At 69.0% G+C, this 16,545-nt stretch carries 13 protein-coding genes; all 13 read right to left on the bottom strand.

The genetic code is table 11. From position 1 onward, the window contains the following. Positions 1–238: 238 nt before the first annotated feature. The 13 genes from LTL01_RS02875 to LTL01_RS02815 all read right to left on the bottom strand — a co-directional run bounded on the left by LTL01_RS02875 (position 239) and on the right by LTL01_RS02815 (position 16,408). On the bottom strand, positions 239–1,180 hold the full coding sequence (locus tag LTL01_RS02875) for an aldose 1-epimerase family protein (protein ID WP_236967340.1): 942 nt from the start codon (positions 1,178–1,180) through the stop codon (positions 239–241). Positions 1,181–1,288: 108 nt separating this feature from the next. Next, positions 1,289–4,261 carry an immunoglobulin-like domain-containing protein gene (locus LTL01_RS02870; RefSeq protein ID WP_236967339.1) on the bottom strand — a complete coding sequence of 991 codons (2,973 nt, stop codon included), beginning with the start codon at positions 4,259–4,261 and terminating at the stop codon, positions 1,289–1,291. 73 nt (positions 4,262–4,334) lie between these two features. Next, a complete protein-coding gene (gene araA, locus LTL01_RS02865) occupies positions 4,335–5,846 on the bottom strand; it encodes an L-arabinose isomerase (protein ID WP_236967338.1) in 1,512 nt (503 codons plus the stop codon). A 33-nt stretch (positions 5,847–5,879) separates the two neighbouring features. Further along, complete coding sequence (locus tag LTL01_RS02860; protein ID WP_236967337.1) at positions 5,880–7,478, bottom strand: xylulokinase; 1,599 nt, start codon at positions 7,476–7,478, stop codon at positions 5,880–5,882. Continuing rightward, complete coding sequence (locus LTL01_RS02855; RefSeq protein WP_236967336.1) at positions 7,475–8,194, bottom strand: L-ribulose-5-phosphate 4-epimerase; 720 nt, start codon at positions 8,192–8,194, stop codon at positions 7,475–7,477. Before LTL01_RS02855 ends, LTL01_RS02860 begins: the two co-directional genes overlap by 4 nt. Positions 8,195–8,232: 38 nt before the next feature. Continuing rightward, entirely contained in the window at positions 8,233–9,276 is a 1,044-nt protein-coding gene (locus LTL01_RS02850) for an ABC transporter permease (RefSeq protein WP_236967335.1), read from the bottom strand. Next, positions 9,273–10,310: an ABC transporter permease gene (locus tag LTL01_RS02845; protein WP_236967334.1), complete on the bottom strand. Its 1,038-nt coding sequence runs from the start codon at positions 10,308–10,310 to the stop codon at positions 9,273–9,275. Before LTL01_RS02845 ends, LTL01_RS02850 begins: the two co-directional genes overlap by 4 nt. Before the next feature lies 1 nt (position 10,311). After that, entirely contained in the window at positions 10,312–11,883 is a 1,572-nt protein-coding gene (locus LTL01_RS02840; RefSeq protein WP_236967333.1) for a sugar ABC transporter ATP-binding protein, read from the bottom strand. A gap of 117 nt (positions 11,884–12,000) precedes the next feature. Continuing rightward, on the bottom strand, positions 12,001–13,017 hold the full coding sequence (locus tag LTL01_RS02835) for an ABC transporter substrate-binding protein (RefSeq protein ID WP_236967332.1): 1,017 nt from the start codon (positions 13,015–13,017) through the stop codon (positions 12,001–12,003). Positions 13,018–13,184: 167 nt separating this feature from the next. Then, entirely contained in the window at positions 13,185–14,204 is a 1,020-nt protein-coding gene (locus LTL01_RS02830; protein WP_236967331.1) for a LacI family DNA-binding transcriptional regulator, read from the bottom strand. Between the two features lie 44 nt (positions 14,205–14,248). Next, complete coding sequence (locus tag LTL01_RS14595) at positions 14,249–14,554, bottom strand: hypothetical protein (RefSeq protein ID WP_272877634.1); 306 nt, start codon at positions 14,552–14,554, stop codon at positions 14,249–14,251. 8 nt (positions 14,555–14,562) lie between these two features. Further along, positions 14,563–15,663 carry a WxL protein peptidoglycan domain-containing protein gene (locus LTL01_RS02820; protein ID WP_236967330.1) on the bottom strand — a complete coding sequence of 367 codons (1,101 nt, stop codon included), beginning with the start codon at positions 15,661–15,663 and terminating at the stop codon, positions 14,563–14,565. Between the two features lie 106 nt (positions 15,664–15,769). Then, complete coding sequence (locus tag LTL01_RS02815) at positions 15,770–16,408, bottom strand: hypothetical protein (protein ID WP_236967329.1); 639 nt, start codon at positions 16,406–16,408, stop codon at positions 15,770–15,772. Positions 16,409–16,545 lie beyond the last annotated feature (137 nt).

Below are 16,545 nucleotides of genomic sequence, written 5' to 3'. Positions count from 1 at the left end.
CTTCTATGTTTCTCCCATCCGATCCCCCGACGGCTCCGAACAGAGAAGGAGCGCGCCCTCTCCCTCCCCGCCTGGGGCGAGGTGGAGGGACGGTGCTCAGCCGCCTGGGGTGCGGCCACGCTCGGGCTCGCCCATCGGCGGAGGAGGCGGGGACGGCGGGACATCGTCTGGGGAGGATGTCCCGCCGACCTTCCACCGCGGGGCGGGCCCGAGTCGTCTTCGGACCGCGGCCGGGGCCTCAGGCGATGGCGGCGATGGTCCAGGATGCCGAGACCTCGGCACCGGGCTCGATGACGATGAGGCCGGCGTCGAAGTCGTAGCGATCGGCGTTGAAGGCGTCGGGTGCACACGTCATCGGTTCGACCGCGAGACCGAGCCGCGAGTCCTCCGGACGCGGCTTGTCGGCCGTGTGGATCTGCACCCATGGGCACGCGGCGTCCCAGCTCATCTGCACACCGTGTCCGGCGGCATCCGTGAGCCGCACGGCGGCGATCCCGTCGTCGTCACGCGTCAGAGCGGTGTAGGCGTGGTCGATCTCGACCGTGCCGATCGTGCGCTTGCGGCGGAAGTCGAACCGGTCGGCATCGACGTCGACGCTCTCGAGCGATGTCGGGATGAGACGGTCCTCGGTGACGGCGAGCACCTGAGCGGCCGGGAGCTCGAGGGTCCAGTCATCGACCGTCCCCGCGCCCGCCACCAGGTACGGGTGAGGTCCGGTCCCCCACGGGGCGGCCTCATCGCCGTCGTTGCGCGCCGTGACCGTCTGGGTGAGGCCGTCGGGCCCGAGCACGAACGTCGTCGTGACGACGATCCGCCACGGGTAGCCCGTCTGGGCCGGGATCACCTGGGCCAGAGTGACGTGGTCGGATCCCTTGTCGATGGCTTCGTAGTCGAGCCACGCGGCGAGGCCGTGCAGGGCGTGTCCGCGAGCCGGCTCGGTGAGGGCGAGACGACGCTCCTCCCCGCCGAAGGTGTACGTTCCGTCGACGACGCGGTTGGGCCAGGGTGCCAGCGTCGCACCCCGGTAGGACGGGCGCACCTCGTCCGCGTCGAAGGGCACGACCAGGTCGCGCCCGGCGAGGGTCAGCGAGCGCAGGGTCGCCCCGACGCTGGAGATGATCGCCTCGTAGTCGCCGGAGCGGAGGGAGTGCTGGATGCCGGACAGGGGCGTACGGGCCATGAGTGGGTGATCCTCGGGTCGGGTGAAGGGGGATGTATCTGACGTTTCAGTATCGCGGCAGACGGTGGGGGCCGACGGATGCACCGCCGACCCCCACCGTCTCCGTGTTCAGTTGCAGCTGCGCGCTGCCAGCGACACCTCCGTCTGGACGGAGCGTCCGTCGGCGGTCGAGGCGGAGACCTCGATCACGCCGGCGGTGTAGGCCGCCGTGCGGGTGGTGAAGGTGTGCGTCGCCTTCTTACCGGGGGCCAACACGAAGGTCTTCGACCCGTAGCGGCTCTGGATGACCACCGTCGCCGCGGCATCCGCGTCGTTGGCGATCGTCACCGACTCCAGCACCTTGCCCGCGAGGCAGCGCGTGATCGCCGTCGCGGTGACGGCGAGACCGGCGATGTCGACCTCGTCCGAGACCGACGTCGCGACCAGGCCGTCGCGGTACCCGTCGTAGGTCGCCGTGACGGCGGTCACGCCGGCCGGTGCGGTCGCCGTCGCGGTTCCGTCGACGAGCGCGACGGTCTCCGACCACTCGCCACCGGCGAAGGTGACGGTGCCGACGACGTCGCCCTCGTCCTCCGCGGTGACGGACGCCGTGAGCTCACGGCCGTCGGCGTCGAGCGCCGTGGTCGAGGCGACCGCCTCGACGTCGCTCCAGCTGTTGACCGCGTCGAGGACCTGACCCGAGACGTTCACGAACGAGCCGTGACGCGGGCTGGCGGGGAGCCCGCCGCGCTGACGAACGACCCACGAGCTCCGCTGCGAGAGCCGGTCGGCCTGCGAGCTCGAGGCGATCTCGTCGCCCGTCGTCACGAACGCCCGGTAGCCGCCGTCGCCGTAGTTGTCCACGAGGAAGACGTAGCCGTCGCCGGTGTTGCTCGGGTCGCCCTCGTTGAGCTTGATCACCTGCGGGCCCTCGCCCGCCTGGTTCGTCTCCAGCGTGGTCATCCGCGTGTCGGTGAGCTGCCACGTCTGCGCGGGGTCGGCCGACCAGTTCGACCGGGTGGTCGGAGCGGTGAGGACCTGCGACTTCTCCAAGAAGATGTCCTTGCCCGCCTCCAGGCCGTCGGCTGCGCCACCCTCTTCGTTCTTGGTGAAGCGGTAGTAGAAGTCGTCGATCTTGATGACGGTGGAGTCGATGCGCGCGTATCCGGTGTCCTGCCAGCTCTGCGGCGGGTAGGTGAAGGTGCGGAAATCGCGCGTCAGCACGTAGAACATCCGGGCGTACAGGTTGTCGCTGTTGCTCTTGCTGGCGTCGGAGTACAGACGCGAGGCGAAGAACAGCACGTACGACTGCAGCTCGTCGTCCCAGTAGGCTTCCGGTGCCCACGTCATGCCCGCCGCGGGCTGGTTGACGGTGATACCGGAGTTCTCGTCGTTGGTGCGCTCCCAGTTGACCAGGTCGGTCGATTCCCAGATGTGCACCTTCAGGCTGCCGTCGGACTGCGCGGGACCCCAACCGGTGCCGCATCCGATGCAGAGGTCGGTGGCGATCATGTAGTACTTGTCGCCCTCGGCCGAGCGGAGGATGTACGGGTCGCGGAGACCGGTCGTGTCGGCGGTGTTCTCGACCGTGGGCTGCCCGCCGTTGACCGGCGCGAAGCTGAAGAAGTCGTTGCCGGAGGTGGCCGCCTGGTAGATCCGCTCGTCCGAGTCGGACTTGAAGTACGCCGCGACGTAGCCCTCGTCCGGGGCCGTCCGGGCCTTCTCGGCGACGTCCAGCGTGAACGTGCGCGTCGCCGTCTGACCGTTGAGGGTCGCCGTCGCGGTGAGCGTGACCTCGCGGTCGCCCTCACCGTAGGCCGGACGCGTGACCAGCCCGCCGCCCTCGAACGGGTCGGCCGCGCCCACGGCGGGCGCGACGTAGTCCGGGTCGGTGGCGGTGACCAGCTCGGGGTCGGACGACTCCCACGTGATGTCGGCGCCGTTGACGGAGCCCTTCACCGCGAGGGGCAGGTTCTCCGTGGTCCGCTCCTCCAGCACGATGGCGTCGAGGTCGGCGCCGACGGTCGGGGCGATGACGGTCGCGTCGAAGGTGAGGGTCGACCCGAGCGAGGTGGTCGCGGTGAGTGTGACCGGGGTGTTCTCGGTGATCGCACGCGACACGACGCCGGTGGTCGAGATCACGGCGGGGTTCGACGACGCCCAGGTGAGGTTCACTCCGTTCACGCTCGCGCCGAGCGTGAGGTTCGAGGTGACGCTGTCGAGCGACGGGTTGGCTCCCAGCATGCTCGCGAGCACCTCGCCGCGCAGGAGCGCCGCGGTCGCCGCGGTCTTCTCCTCGGTGTCGGGCATGCTCGCCGTCACCTCCTCGGGGGTCAGGGCGACATCCCAGAACTTCATGTCGGAGACGTCCGCGCGCAGCAGCGAGTCGCCCTGGTAGAGCGAGCGACCGATGTAGCCGAGCGTGTCACCGGCCGGGATGATCGAGCTCATCGCGCGGTTGTGCGTGAGCGTCGAGATCACCGCGCCGTCGCGGTAGAGGGTGAGCGTGTTGCCCGAACCGACCATCGTCAGCGTCGTGAAACCCGCGTTGAGGCCTCCTCCTGCGGGCATCCGGCTCTCGCCGTTGTTGCCGTCGGTCTTGACGCGGATCGCGGCCAGCACCTGGTTCGTGTAGCCGCCCTGGGCGGAGCGGGGGCTCAGGAAGATGTGGTTCCCGAGCTGCGTGGTGTTCCAGGGGCCGACGCCATCACCGATGACCCATCCGAAACTGTTCTGAGCGGTCTGCGCGGCCACGGTGAACTCCACCGTGAAGTTGTTGTCGGTCCCCGTCACGAGACCCTTGGGCAGTGCCGCGTATCCGTCCGCGCGGAAACGCAGGACGTCATCGCCTCCGGCATCCGCGAAGGATGCCGAGGTGAGTCCCGTCAGTGTCGCGTGACGGGCGTTGCCCGACACGTCGAGCAGCTGCGATCCGCTGTGCGACATGTCGTAGTGCGCCGTGGGCGCCGGCAACTCGGCGGCCGTCGCGACCGCCGGGGCCAGGCCCACGCCGGTCAGCGCCATGACGCCGGCCACGGTGCCGGCGAGTCCGCGCCGGAACGCGGAACGCCGACGCTGCGGCTGGATGGTGGATCGTCTCATCAGTGAGACCTTCCTCTCTTGTTCGGGTGGGGGGCCACGCTCGCAGGGCGAGCGCTCAGGGAGAGTTGCGGGTTCAGAGACCCTGGGCGAGGCGGTAGTAGGCCTGGTTCCAGCGCACTTCGTGCTGGAACCGACGCAGGGTGGTGTCCTCGTCGATGACGAGGAGTTCGGTACCGGCCATGTCGGCGAAGTCGCGGAAAACGTCGATCCCCACGGCGGTGGTCATCACCGTGTGGTGGGCGGCGCCGGCGGTCAGCCAGCACGCCGCGGAGGTGGCGAAGTCCGGCGCGGGACGCCAGACCGCACGACCGACGGGAAGGTTCGGAAGGTCGGGGGCGGTGATGTTCTCCACCACGTTCGCGACCAGGCGGAACCGGTCGCGCATGTCGCTCATCGCCACCACGAGCGCGGGCCCGGGGTCGGCGGTGAAGACCAGACGCACCGGGTCGTCCTTGCCGCCGATGCCGAGGGGGTGGATCTCCAGCCGCGCCTTCTGCGACGACAGCGACGGAGACACCTCGAGCATGTGCGCGCCGAGGATCTTCTCATCCCCGGGAACCAGGTCGTACGTGTAGTCCTCCATGAGGCTCGCCCCACCGGGAAGCCCGGCGCCCATGACGTTCGCGACCCGGACGAGGATCGCGGTCTTCCAGTCACCCTCCGCACCGAACCCGTATCCGTCTGCCATCAGACGCTGGACCGCAAGGCCCGGCAGCTGCGTCAACGCACCGAGGTCTTCGAACGACGTGGTGAAGGCCCCGAACCCGCCCTCTTCGAGGAACGACCGCAGACCCACCTCGATCGCGGCGCCGTCGCGGAGGGACTGGTGGCGCTCTCCGCCCACGCGCAGTTCGTCCGCGACGTCGTAGAGCTCTTCGTACTCCACGACGAGCGCGTCGATCTCGGACGCGGATGCCGCGGCCACCGCGTCGGCCAGCTCGTTCACACCCCACGTGTTGACCTGCACGCCCAAGCGCAGCTCGGCCTCGGTCTTGTCGCCCTCCGTGACAGCGACGTAGCGCATGTTGTCACCGAAACGGGCGAGCTTCAGCGTCCGCGCCGCGGTCCACCCCGCCGCCGCCCGCTGCCAGTCCTCGACCTGCTGACGAACCGCCGGGTTCGACACGTGCCCCACGACCGTCTTGCGCGTGATGCCCAGGCGCGTCTGGATGTACCCGAACTCGCGGTCGCCGTGCGCCGCCTGGTTCAGGTTCATGAAGTCGAAGTCGATCTCGTTCCACGGCAGCTCCACGTTCGCCTGCGTGTGCAGGTGCAGCAGAGGCTTCCGGAGGGCGTCCAGACCCGCGATCCACATCTTCGCCGGGCTGAACGTGTGCATCCACGCGATCACACCGATCACGTCGTCGCGTCCGTTGGCCTCCAGAGCGAGGCGACGGATGCTGTCGGCATCCTTCAGCACCGGCTTCCAGACCACCCGGACCGGCAACCCGGCGAGGCCCTCGGCCACGGCCTGCGACTGCTCCGCCACCTGCCGCAGCGTCTCCTCGCCGTAGAGGTTCTGGCTACCGGTGACGAACCACACCTCGTAGCCGTCGAGCGAGGTGGAAAGCGGAGAACGGGTCATGCGAGGAATCCTTCGAGATAGAGAGGGGAGAGGTCAGAGAGCTGCGACGGCTGCCGCTTCGACGGCCAGCCCCGCACCGTACCGGGTCAGGTACGCGGCGAAGCCGGGGACGTCCTCGGGATCAGGCTCGAGCGTGCGGAAGCTGGCGTCGGCGAACACGCGCTCGCGCAGGTAGGTGTCCAGGCTCATGTCCGCGGGCGCCGAGAGGTACGCGGCGAGGACCGCGATCCCCCATGCCCCGCCTTCGGAGGCGGTCTCGGCGACCACGACCGGCGCGTCGAGCGCCCCGGCCAGGAAGCGCTGTGCGACCCCGGCGGTGCGGAAGATGCCCCCGTGCGCGAACATGCGGTCCAGGGCCACGCCCTCGTTCTCGAGCACGCGCATCCCGAGCGCGAGGGTGCCGAAGGCACCGTAGAGCTGGGCGCGCATGAAGTTCGCGAGCGTGAAGCGGCTGTCGGGCGTGCGGACCACGAGCGGGCGCCCCTCGGAGAGCCCGGCGATCGGCTCGCCGGCGAGGTGGTTGTACGCCAGGATGCCTCCGGCATCCGGATCGCCGTCGAGGGCCTCGCGGAAGAGCACCTCGAACACCTCATCGGGGTCGAGGTCTCCCCCACCCACGGTCGCGAACCGGCCGAACAGGCCGACCCACGCGGCGAGCTCGCTCGCGCCGTTGTTGCAGTGCACCATCGCCACGGGGTCTCCGACGGGCGTGGTGACGACGTCGAGCTCGGCGTGCGCGGTCGCGAGCGGCTTCTCCAGGACGACCATCGCGAAGATGCTCGTGCCGGCGGAGACGTTCCCCGTGCGCGGCGCGACGGAGCACGTCGCGACCATTCCGGTGCCGGCATCGCCTTCCGGCGGGCAGAGCGGAATGCCCGGGCGGAGCGCTCCCGAGACATCGAGCAGGGCCGCCCCCTCGGGGGTGAGGGCACCGGCATCCCGCCCGGCGACGAGCACCTCGGGCAGCACATCGGCGATGCGGAGCCCGAAGGCGCGCTCCGAGACGAGCCGGTCGAACTTCTTCATCAGCCCGCGGTCGTAGTCCCGACGCGCCGGATCGATCGGGAACATGCCCGAGGCGTCGCCGATGCCGAGCGCCGAGCGCCCCGTGAGCTTCCAGTGGACGTACCCGGCGAGCGTCGTGATGAGGCGGACGTCCGGGACGTGGGGCTCCTCGTCGAGAACCGCCTGATAGAGGTGGGCGATCGACCACCGCAGCGGGATGTTCACTCCGAACAGCTCCGTCAGCACGGATGCCGCACGGTCGGTGTTGGTGTTGCGCCACGTACGGAACTCGGCCAGCAGATCTCCGCGCTCGTCGAGGGCGAGGTAACCGTGCATCATGGCCGAGACGCCGATGGCGGCGAGGTTCTCCAGCGGGACGCCGTGCCGTCGAGCGACGTCGGCGGTGAGGTCGGCGTAGGCGCCCTGGACGCCCGCCCAGACGTCGGCCAGGGTGTACGTCCACACCCGATCGACGAAGCGGTTCTCCCAGGCGTGGGATCCGACGGCGAGGACCGTGGACGGGTCGTCCGCGAGGACGAGGCAGGCCTTGATGCGCGTCGAACCGAGCTCGATGCCGAGCACCGCCCGCCCTTCGCGGATCGCCGCAGCGGCGTCGTGCACGCTCATCGGCGCTCGTCCCCCGCCTGCCCGTAGACGTTCTGGTAGCGGTTGTAGAGGCTGTCGATCGCCTCCTGCGGAATCGGGATGAGAGGTCCCGCCTCCCGCGCGTAATGCACGGTGCGTGCGACGTCCTCGACCATGACCGCCGCCTTCACGGCATCCTTCGCCGACACCCCGATCGTGAACGGACCGTGGTTCTGCATCAGCACCGCCCGCGAGCGGTGCCCCGACAGCGTCTCCACGATGCCGCGACCGATCGAGTCGTCGCCGATGATCGCGAACGGACCGATCGGGATAGGACCACCGAACTCATCCGCCATCGCCGTGATCACACACGGGATTTCCTCGCCCCGCGCCGCCCACGCCACCGCGAATGTGGAATGCGTGTGCACCACACCCCCGACATCCGGCATGTTCCGATACACGTACGCGTGCGCCGCGGTGTCGCTCGACGGGCTCCGCTCGCTCCCCGGCGCCCCCGGAACGACGTTGCCGTCCAGATCGCACAGGATCATGTTCTCCGGCGCGAGGTCATCGTACGAGACCCCGGACGGCTTGATCACGAACAGGTCCGCGCCCGGCACCCGACCGGAGACGTTCCCGCCGGTCCACACGATCAGGTTGTAGCGGACGAGCTCACCGTGCAACGCCGCGACGTCGGCGCGGACCGCATCGATCGAAGCCTGCACCTCGGGGGCGAATCGGGGGGCTTCCACAGCCATGGACGTCTCCTTCGGGGCCTCGGGGGTGGGGGCGGCGCTCATCGTCGACGACGAGCGGTGAGGACGCGCTGCAGGAGCACGAACACGAGCAGGATGCCGCCGGTGATGATCGTCAGGTACTCGGGCCGGATCGTGCCGTCCTTGGTGATGATCATCCAGAGCGACGCCAGCACGAGCGAACCCACGACCGAGCCGAGGACGTAGCCGGCACCGCCGGTGAGGAGCGTGCCGCCGATGACGACCGCCGCGATCGCGTCCAGCTCCCAGCCGATGCCGGTCACGTTCTGCGCCTTGCCGCCGACCTCGGCGGTGTAGACGACGGCAGCGAGCCCCGCGAGCGCACCGCTGAGCACGTAGATCCAGACCCGGGTCCGCGCGACGGGGAGCCCCATGAGCTGCGCCGACGACTCTGCGCCGCCGATGCCGTAGACCGTGCGCCCCATCCGCGTGCGGTGCAGGAAGACGTAGGCGCCGATGATCACCAGGATCGCGATGAAGAACCCGGGGGTGAGCACGAGGTCGTTGACCTTCGGACCGTCGATGATCTTGAAGTCCGTCGCCAGCAGCAGGATGGGGGCGTTCTCGGGAGCCTGGACCGGAACCGTCGACAGAATCGAGGCGAGGCCGCGGGCGAGGAACATCATCGCCAGCGTCGCGATGAAGGGCTGCACGTTGAAGTACTGGATCAGGACACCCGAGACCAGGCCGAAGAGCGCACCGAATCCGATCATGAGGAGGATCGACAGCCAGCCGTTGACCCCGATGTTCATGAGCATGACGCCGGCGACCGAGGTGAAGGCCACCACCGCCCCGACGGAGAGGTCGATGCCTCCGGAGAGGATGACGATCGTCATCCCGACGGCGAGGATGATCGTCGGCGCGAAGCTGACGAGCAGGCTCGACATCGTTCCGGCGTGGAAGACGCGCCCGTAGGCGATCTCCGCGTACACCAGCATGGCGACCAGCAGGACGACGGCCGCGAGGGTCGGGATGATCGACTGGCTTCGACCCCAGACCCGCTGGAGGGCGGTCTGGGCGGCGCTCTCGGCGCCGAGGGCGGGGGACGTGACGGGCGCGCTCACGCGACGACCTCCTTACGGGAGCGACGGCGTCCGAGTTGGAGGACGTAGTTCCGCACGCGTTCGGATTGCAGCAGGACGAGGAGGACGATGACGATCGCCTTGAAGGCGGGCGTCGCCGCCGCCGAGACGCCCAGGAACAGCACGGTCTTGTTCAGCGTCGCGATGAGGAGCGCGCCGATGGTCGAGCCGAGGATCGAGAACTTTCCGCCCGCGAGGGAGGTGCCGCCGATCACGACCGCGAGGATCGCGTCGAGCTCCATCTGGTACCCGGTTCCCGACACGTCGACCGTCATGACCTCCGACACCGTGAACAGACCACCGGTGGCCGCGAGGACTGCGGAGAGGACGTAGACGGTGATGAGGATCGGGCGGGGACGGATGCCCGCGAGGCGGCTGGCCGCGGGGTTGACCCCGATCGACTCGATCATGAGTCCGAGAGCCGTCCGGCGCATGATGAGCGACACCACCACGACGATCGCGATCGCGAGGACGAAGCTCGTCGGGAGTCCCAGGATCTGTCCATTCGAGATCTCGCGGAAGGGCGCGTTCGTGGCGTTGGTGTTCTGACCGCCGGTGATCACACGGGCGATGCCGCGCGCGGCGAGCATCATCACGAGGGTGCTGATGAAGGGCTGGAGGCCCACGACCGCGACGAGCAGACCGTTGATCACACCGAGGAGGGCACCGATGAGGAGCGCCACGGCGATCGCGATGAACATCGCTCCGAACGGGCTCTGGCCGTCCACGGCGCGGAGCGTCTCCATCGCCGCCGCGCCGCCGACCGCCATGATCGAGCCGACCGAGAGGTCGATGCCCTTCGTGGCGATGACGAACGTCATGCCGAGGGCGATCATGATGATCGGCGCCGACACACGGAGGATGTCCAGGACGTTTCCGGCGAGGAGGCCGGTCGTGGAGTTGATGCCGATCGCGAGGTAGGTCGGGTCCTTGAGCGTGTTCAGCGTCAGGAGGAGCGCGATGCCCACCAGGCCCCAGAACCACGGGGTGCGGATGAGCGTCTTGACGATCGCCATGTCAGATCTCTCCTTCGGCGATCTTCTCGCCCTGCTCTTCTGATCGGTCCGCGCTGCCGTCGGCGGCGATGATCGACACGATGCTCTCCGCAGTCACGTCGGGGCCGTTGACGACCTCGCCGACCTTCTGGTGGTCCTTCAGGATCACGATCCGCTCGGACAGCCGCACGACCTCCTCCAGCTCGGACGAGATGAAGACGACGCTCATGCCACCTTCGGCGAGCTCCGCGACCGCTTCCTGGATGTCGGCCTTGGCGCCGACGTCGATGCCGCGGGTCGGCTCGTCGAGGAGGAGCAGGTCGGGCTCGGTGGCCAGCCAGCGGCCGAGGAGGACCTTCTGCTGGTTGCCGCCGGACAGGAGCCGGATCGGACGGTCCGGGTCGTTGGGGCGCACGCTGAAGCGCTCCATGTAGGTCTTCACGAGCTGGTCGACCTCGCGCGCGGGGACGCGGCGCAGCCATCCGCGCTTCGCCTGGACGGCGAGCATGATGTTCTCGCGGACGCTGAGGTCGCCGATGATGCCGTCGTCGCGGCGGTTCTCGGTCGAATACGCGATGTGCTGGGCGAGACCGTTGACCGGCGACGTGATGGACGCCTTCTTGCCCTTGACGCGGACGGCGCCGGAGTCGGCACGGTCGGCGCCGAAGATGAGGCGGGCGAGCTCGGTCCTGCCGGCGCCGAGGAGACCGGCGAACCCGACGACCTCGCCGCGGTGGATCTCGATGTCGGTCGGGGCCAGTGCGCCCTTGCGGCCGAGGTCCTCAGCGGCGTAAACCGGCGTCTCGGTGCGGTCGCGCACGTCGACCTGGCGGTTCGAGCCGAGCGCACGGAGCGTCTCGAAGTCCTTGCCGATCATCTTGGAGATGAGTGCGCTGCGATCGAGGTCCCGCTTGAGGTACTCCCCGACGAATTGACCGTTGCGCAGGACCGTGATGCGGTCGCTGATCGCGTAGACCTGGTCGAGGAAGTGCGAGACGAAGAGGATGGCGACACCCTGGTCGCGAAGACGTCGCATCACGGTGAAGAGGACCTCGACCTCGGCGGCGTCCAGGCTCGAGGTCGGCTCGTCGAGGATGAGGACCTTGGAGTCGGTGACCATCGCGCGGCTGATCGCGACGAGCTGCTGGAGCGCGATCGAGATGGACGAGAGGGGTGCGCGGGTGTCGAGGTGGCCGAGCCCCATGCGAGAGAGGGCGTCCTCGGCCTGCGCGTGGGTCTTCCGCCAGTTGATGCCGAGGGGGCCGCGGACCTCGTGCCCGAGCATCACGTTCTCACCGATGGTGAGGTTCGTGCAGAGGTTGACCTCCTGGTACACCGTGGAGATGCCGGCGGCCTGCGCGGACGCCGTTCCCGTAAGGTGGCGCTTCTCGCCGAAGACGAGGATGTCGCCCGAGTCGATCTGATAGACGCCGGTCAGCGCCTTGATCAGGGTCGACTTCCCCGCGCCGTTCTCACCCATGAGGGTGTGGACCTCGCCGGGGAGGAGCCGGAAGTCGACCTCGTCGAGTGCCTTGACGCCGGGGAACGTGATCGATGCGCCGCGGACTTCGACGATCGGGGGGGATTCGGTCATCTCTGACGAACTTCCTCGTGTAGTGCTGGTTTCGGGTGTGAGCCGACAGGAACGGGGATCGCCTTGTGCGGCGATCCCCGCTCCGTCAGGTGGTGGTGCTGGTCAGACGATCCGAGCTCAGAAGCCCTGGCCGTCGGCGAGCGCCGTCTCGCCGGCCTCCGGCGAGTCGAACGTCGCGCTGTCGACGATGATGACCGGCTCGACGGTCTCACCGGCGAGCGCCTTCTCGACGACGTCGACGGCGATGTCGCCGAAGAACGGGTTGTACTGAGCGACGAAGCTCAGCTGACCCGCGGCGAGCGCCTCGAGGGCACCGGTGGTGCCGTCGATCGTGGCGATCTTGACGTCCTCACCGGGGACGAGACCGGCAGCCTCGACGGCCTGGGCGGCGCCGATGCCCATCTCGTCGTTCTGGGCGAAGATGAACTGGATGTCGTTGTTGTTGGCGCGGAGAACCGTCTCGGTGACGGACTTGCCCTCGTCGGTCTTCCAGTTGGCGGTCTGCGCGCCGACCTTGGTGAAGCCCTCGGCACCCTCGACCTCGGAGTCGAAGCCCTCGTTGCGCTCGTTGACGACCGAGAGACCCGGGACGCCCTCGAGCACGTAGTAGTTCGCACCCTCCGGGAAGGTCTCCACGGCCCATGCGCCGACGGAGGCCGCGACCTGGAAGTTGTCGGGCGCGATACGGGTGACGTAGAGGTCCTCGCTGGCGTCGACACCGCGGTCGAGCAGGATGACGGGGATCTCGGCCTCCTGGGCGAGCTCGAGCGAGTCCTCCCAGCCGGACGCCTCGGTCGCGGTGAGGAGGATGACGTCGACCTCGTCGTTGACGAAGGTCGAGAACGCGTCGAGCTGCGACTTCTGGTCGCTCGGGCTGGCGGCCGGAGCGTACTTGAGCTCGTAGCCGGCCTCCTCCGTGAAGGCGTCCTTGACAGCCTGCTCGTTCGCGTTGCGCCAGCCGCCCTCGGGGCCGACCGCGACGAAGCCGACAGTGATGAGCTCGCCGTCGCCACCGGTGTCGCCACCGGCGCTGCCGCCGTTGTCGCCGCCCGATGCACAGCCGGCGAGGCCCAGTGCCAGCGCCCCAGCGCCGACGAAACCGATGACGCCGAGCAGGCGCTTCTTCTGTGACATGTGTCTCCTCCTTGAGATCGACGCTCCATCGTGGAGTCGGGTCGGATCACTCTGGTGCAGCTGCCTGTCGCAGCCGCGTGCATCAGTATTGTGCGCGCTAACAAGAATTGCAAGCAAGAGTTGCAAGTTTCCGTTACGGAGTCGTTACGCCCGCCCGGGGACGGCGATCAGGCGCGCGGCGGCGCGGTGGATTCGCGCACGATGAGCTCGGGCAGGATCATCGCGCTGTCCGCCGGCTCCTCGCCCGCGATGCGGCTGACAAGCAGCTCCAGGCCCAGGCGTCCGAGCTCGGCGAAGTCCTGTCGCACCGTCGTGAGCGGAGGCAGGAAGTGACGCGCGTCGGGCAGATCGTCGAAGCCGACGACGCTGATGTCCTCGGGAACGCGCAACCCGCGCTTCGTGAGTCCGTGGATGAGACCGAGGGCCATCTGGTCGTTCGATGCGAACACCGCGGTGACATCGTCGATGGCGGGCGCGTCGCGGCCGATCGCGAAGCCGGCATCCGAGGTCCAGTCGCCGACCAGCGCGTCGCGGATCGTGAGCCCCCGATCGGCGAGATCCTCCTCCCACGCCGTGTGACGGGCGCGGGCGTCGAGCCAGTCGAGCGGGCCCGAGATGTGCAGGATCTCGCGGTGTCCGAGATCGACGAGGTGCGCCACGGCCGCGTGCGCACCCGCGCGCTGGTCGACCGCGACGGTCATCATCTCCGGGTCGGGGTCTGCTTTGACCACGAGCACCGGCACACGGATGGGCTGCTCGCGCAGCGTGTCGAGCGACGAGGAGCGGGGGGCGATGACGCACAGGGCGTCGACGCCCTGCGACATCAGGTCGGCCACGCCGACATCCACCCCCAGATCGGGGTCGTCCGAGATCGAGAAGGCGCTCACCGAGTAGCCGCTGTCGCGCGCGGCGCGCTCGAGGGCGCGCAGCGTACTGTTCGGGCCGTACTCGACCGGTCCGTCGACCATCACCCCGATCCGCATGGCCTTACGCGTCGCGAGTGCCCGGGCGATCGAGCTCCGCGTGTAGTTCATCTCGTCGATCGCCTGCATCACCCGCTCGCGGGTCGAGTCCCGGATGTTGGGATGCCCGTTGAGCACCCGGGATACGGTCATGTGCGAGACTCCGGCGTGGGCGGCCACGTCGTAGATGCTCGGACGCTGCCACGCGCGATTCTGATCGCTCATCGGCGTCCCCCCTTTGTTCATTTCCAGCATGGGGCGCCGAGCGCTCAGTCGCTACCGGCGCGTGCCCCCCTGCGTCGCAGAGCGTACGCGATGACCCCGGCCCCGACCAATGCGACCGCGCCGATGATGAGCCAGGTGGGGTCGATGCCGGTGCCCGCGAGCCAGTCCGGAACCGAGGGGACGCCCGTGGGGCTCGGGGACGGGAGGGGCGTGTCGGTGGGGACCGGCGTCGGCGAGGGGATCACCGTCTCGGTCGGCGTCGGGGTCGGCGTCGGGGTGGGCAGAGGTGTGATCTCGACGTCGACGCTGACGCCGTCGCTCTGGTCCGTCTCGGTGGAGAAGATGTTCAAGGCAGGCCTCACTGGAGTGGGGACGAGCCGCCGCTGGGGAGTGGGACGTCGTCGGATGGGTGGTTCTGGGCGGCCGCGGCGCGGCCTTCCTCTCGGGCCGCGGCGATCGCCGCCGCCATGCGATTCCGCGAGCGTCGGCGCCCCCAGAAGAGCGCGCCGATGACGAGCACGAGACCGAAGAGGATGAGGAGTTGGGGAACGGGGATGGCCCACGCCGTCGCCGACGCGGTGATGGGCTCGACGGGCACGGCGTCCCCGCCGAGGTCGAAGCCTTCGGGCACGAGGGTGATCTCCACCGGCACGTAGAACGTCGGCCACACCCCCGGCACGACGACCTCGACACGGCGCGTCTCACCGGGAAGGAGGGTCTGCCGGGCGCCGTCTTCGTCTCCGATAACGACGACTCCGGTACCTGCGCCGACTTCGCCGGCGACGGTGACGTTGGCGTTGCCGGTGTTGGTGACGTCGAAGGATGCCGTCATCTCACCGGGCCGGATCGGGTTCCACGCGAGGGCGTAGTCGGTGACCACTCCCCCGATCTCCGCCGACGCGACGACATCGCCGGAGACGCGGGTGAGGACGCGGAAGCCGACACGGCTCTCGACCCCCACCTGCGATCCGGTGTCGTCGGTGCCGGTGGACAGCACCGAAGCGGCGATGCCCGCCACGTGGTCGCCCGGGACGGCGTCCTCGGGCACGGTCGTCGTGAACGGCACGACGACCGTGGCGTTCGGCTCGACGGTCACCGAGTCCGGAAGGTCGATCCAGGTTCCCGCATCGACCGACTCGCGATCGGAGGGGAGCCTGTTGAACCGGCCGTTCTCGTTGTAGTAGCCGTCCGCCGCGTTGAGCTGGAACGTGACGGCGACCCGACTGGAGTTGCGGACCGCGAAGAAGTCCTCTGCCGTCTGGCCGGGATCGAGTTCCTGCTCGATCACGCCGCGCTGATCCGGACCGGACGCATCGGCGGGAGTGACGGACCATGTGATCCGGTCGTCGTCATCCTGCGCGTGAGCCGGCACGGCTCCGACGACGGACGTGCCGAGGGCGAGGGCCAGAGCCGTCGCCCAGGCCGCCGCGATCGAGACGCGGGTGGGGATTGTTCGCATGGATATCCATCCTGACGCACGCTGACGGGTGAGAACCGGGGCCGAACACCGACCCCGGTCCTCACGCACGCCGTCACGACTGCGGAGCGCTACCGCGCGGGGACGCTCACTCCTCGAAGAGTGAGAGCGTCAGAGTGGAGCTGTATGAACCGGGGGCGACGTCGAGCGGGGTCTTGAGCGTCAGACCGGCGGTCGCGGACCAGGAGTTGGTCCCGCCGTCCCGTGCCGCGGCCGTGTCGGCGAGGTACAGGAACTCGCCCTCGACGAGGCCGACCGCCGGGTTGTCCACGCCCTCGTCGAGGATCGTCTCGATCTCCTGGCCCGCCTCGACGATGCCGTCGCCCTCGTCGCCGACGAGCTCGGGCACCCAGCCGAGGTGACCGGGAGCGAGGGGGTCCTGTCCGGCGTCTCCGACGAACTCGGACGCCTGCCCGAGCACGTACCAGAACGCCCCCTCGGGGACCTCTTCAGGGGCGCGGGTGTCGGTGACGGTCACAACCGGAAGAGCGCCGTCGAACTGACGGATCTCCGCGTCGCCCGAAGCGACCTCGGACAGCGGCGACGAGGTTCCGTCGACGCTGAGGCTCAGCGTGCCCGGCTCTTCGAGCGGCGCGATCTCGACGTTGACGTCGACATCTTCGGCGCCGAACTCCTCGGCGAAGGCGGTGCCGGCCGCACCGGCGAGCACGAGGCTGCCGGCGGCGGCCACGGCGATACGGGCCGAAAGCCCACGAGAAAACTTCATTGCTTACTCCGTTTCTTCGACCGACGACCACGTCGATCGAGCGTGCAAAGACCACCGGACTTTCCGGTCGTCGCTCGTCAGGCCCGGGGTATCCCTGTCTCGCGACTCGTTCATGTTACCGAGAACAAATCGAGGGG

The organism is Microbacterium aurantiacum (genome assembly GCF_021654035.1).
Lineage (GTDB): Bacteria > Actinomycetota > Actinomycetes > Actinomycetales > Microbacteriaceae > Microbacterium > Microbacterium aurantiacum.
Note: the sequence above shows the minus strand (reverse complement) of the source record. Positions and strands in the feature narration are given on the sequence as shown.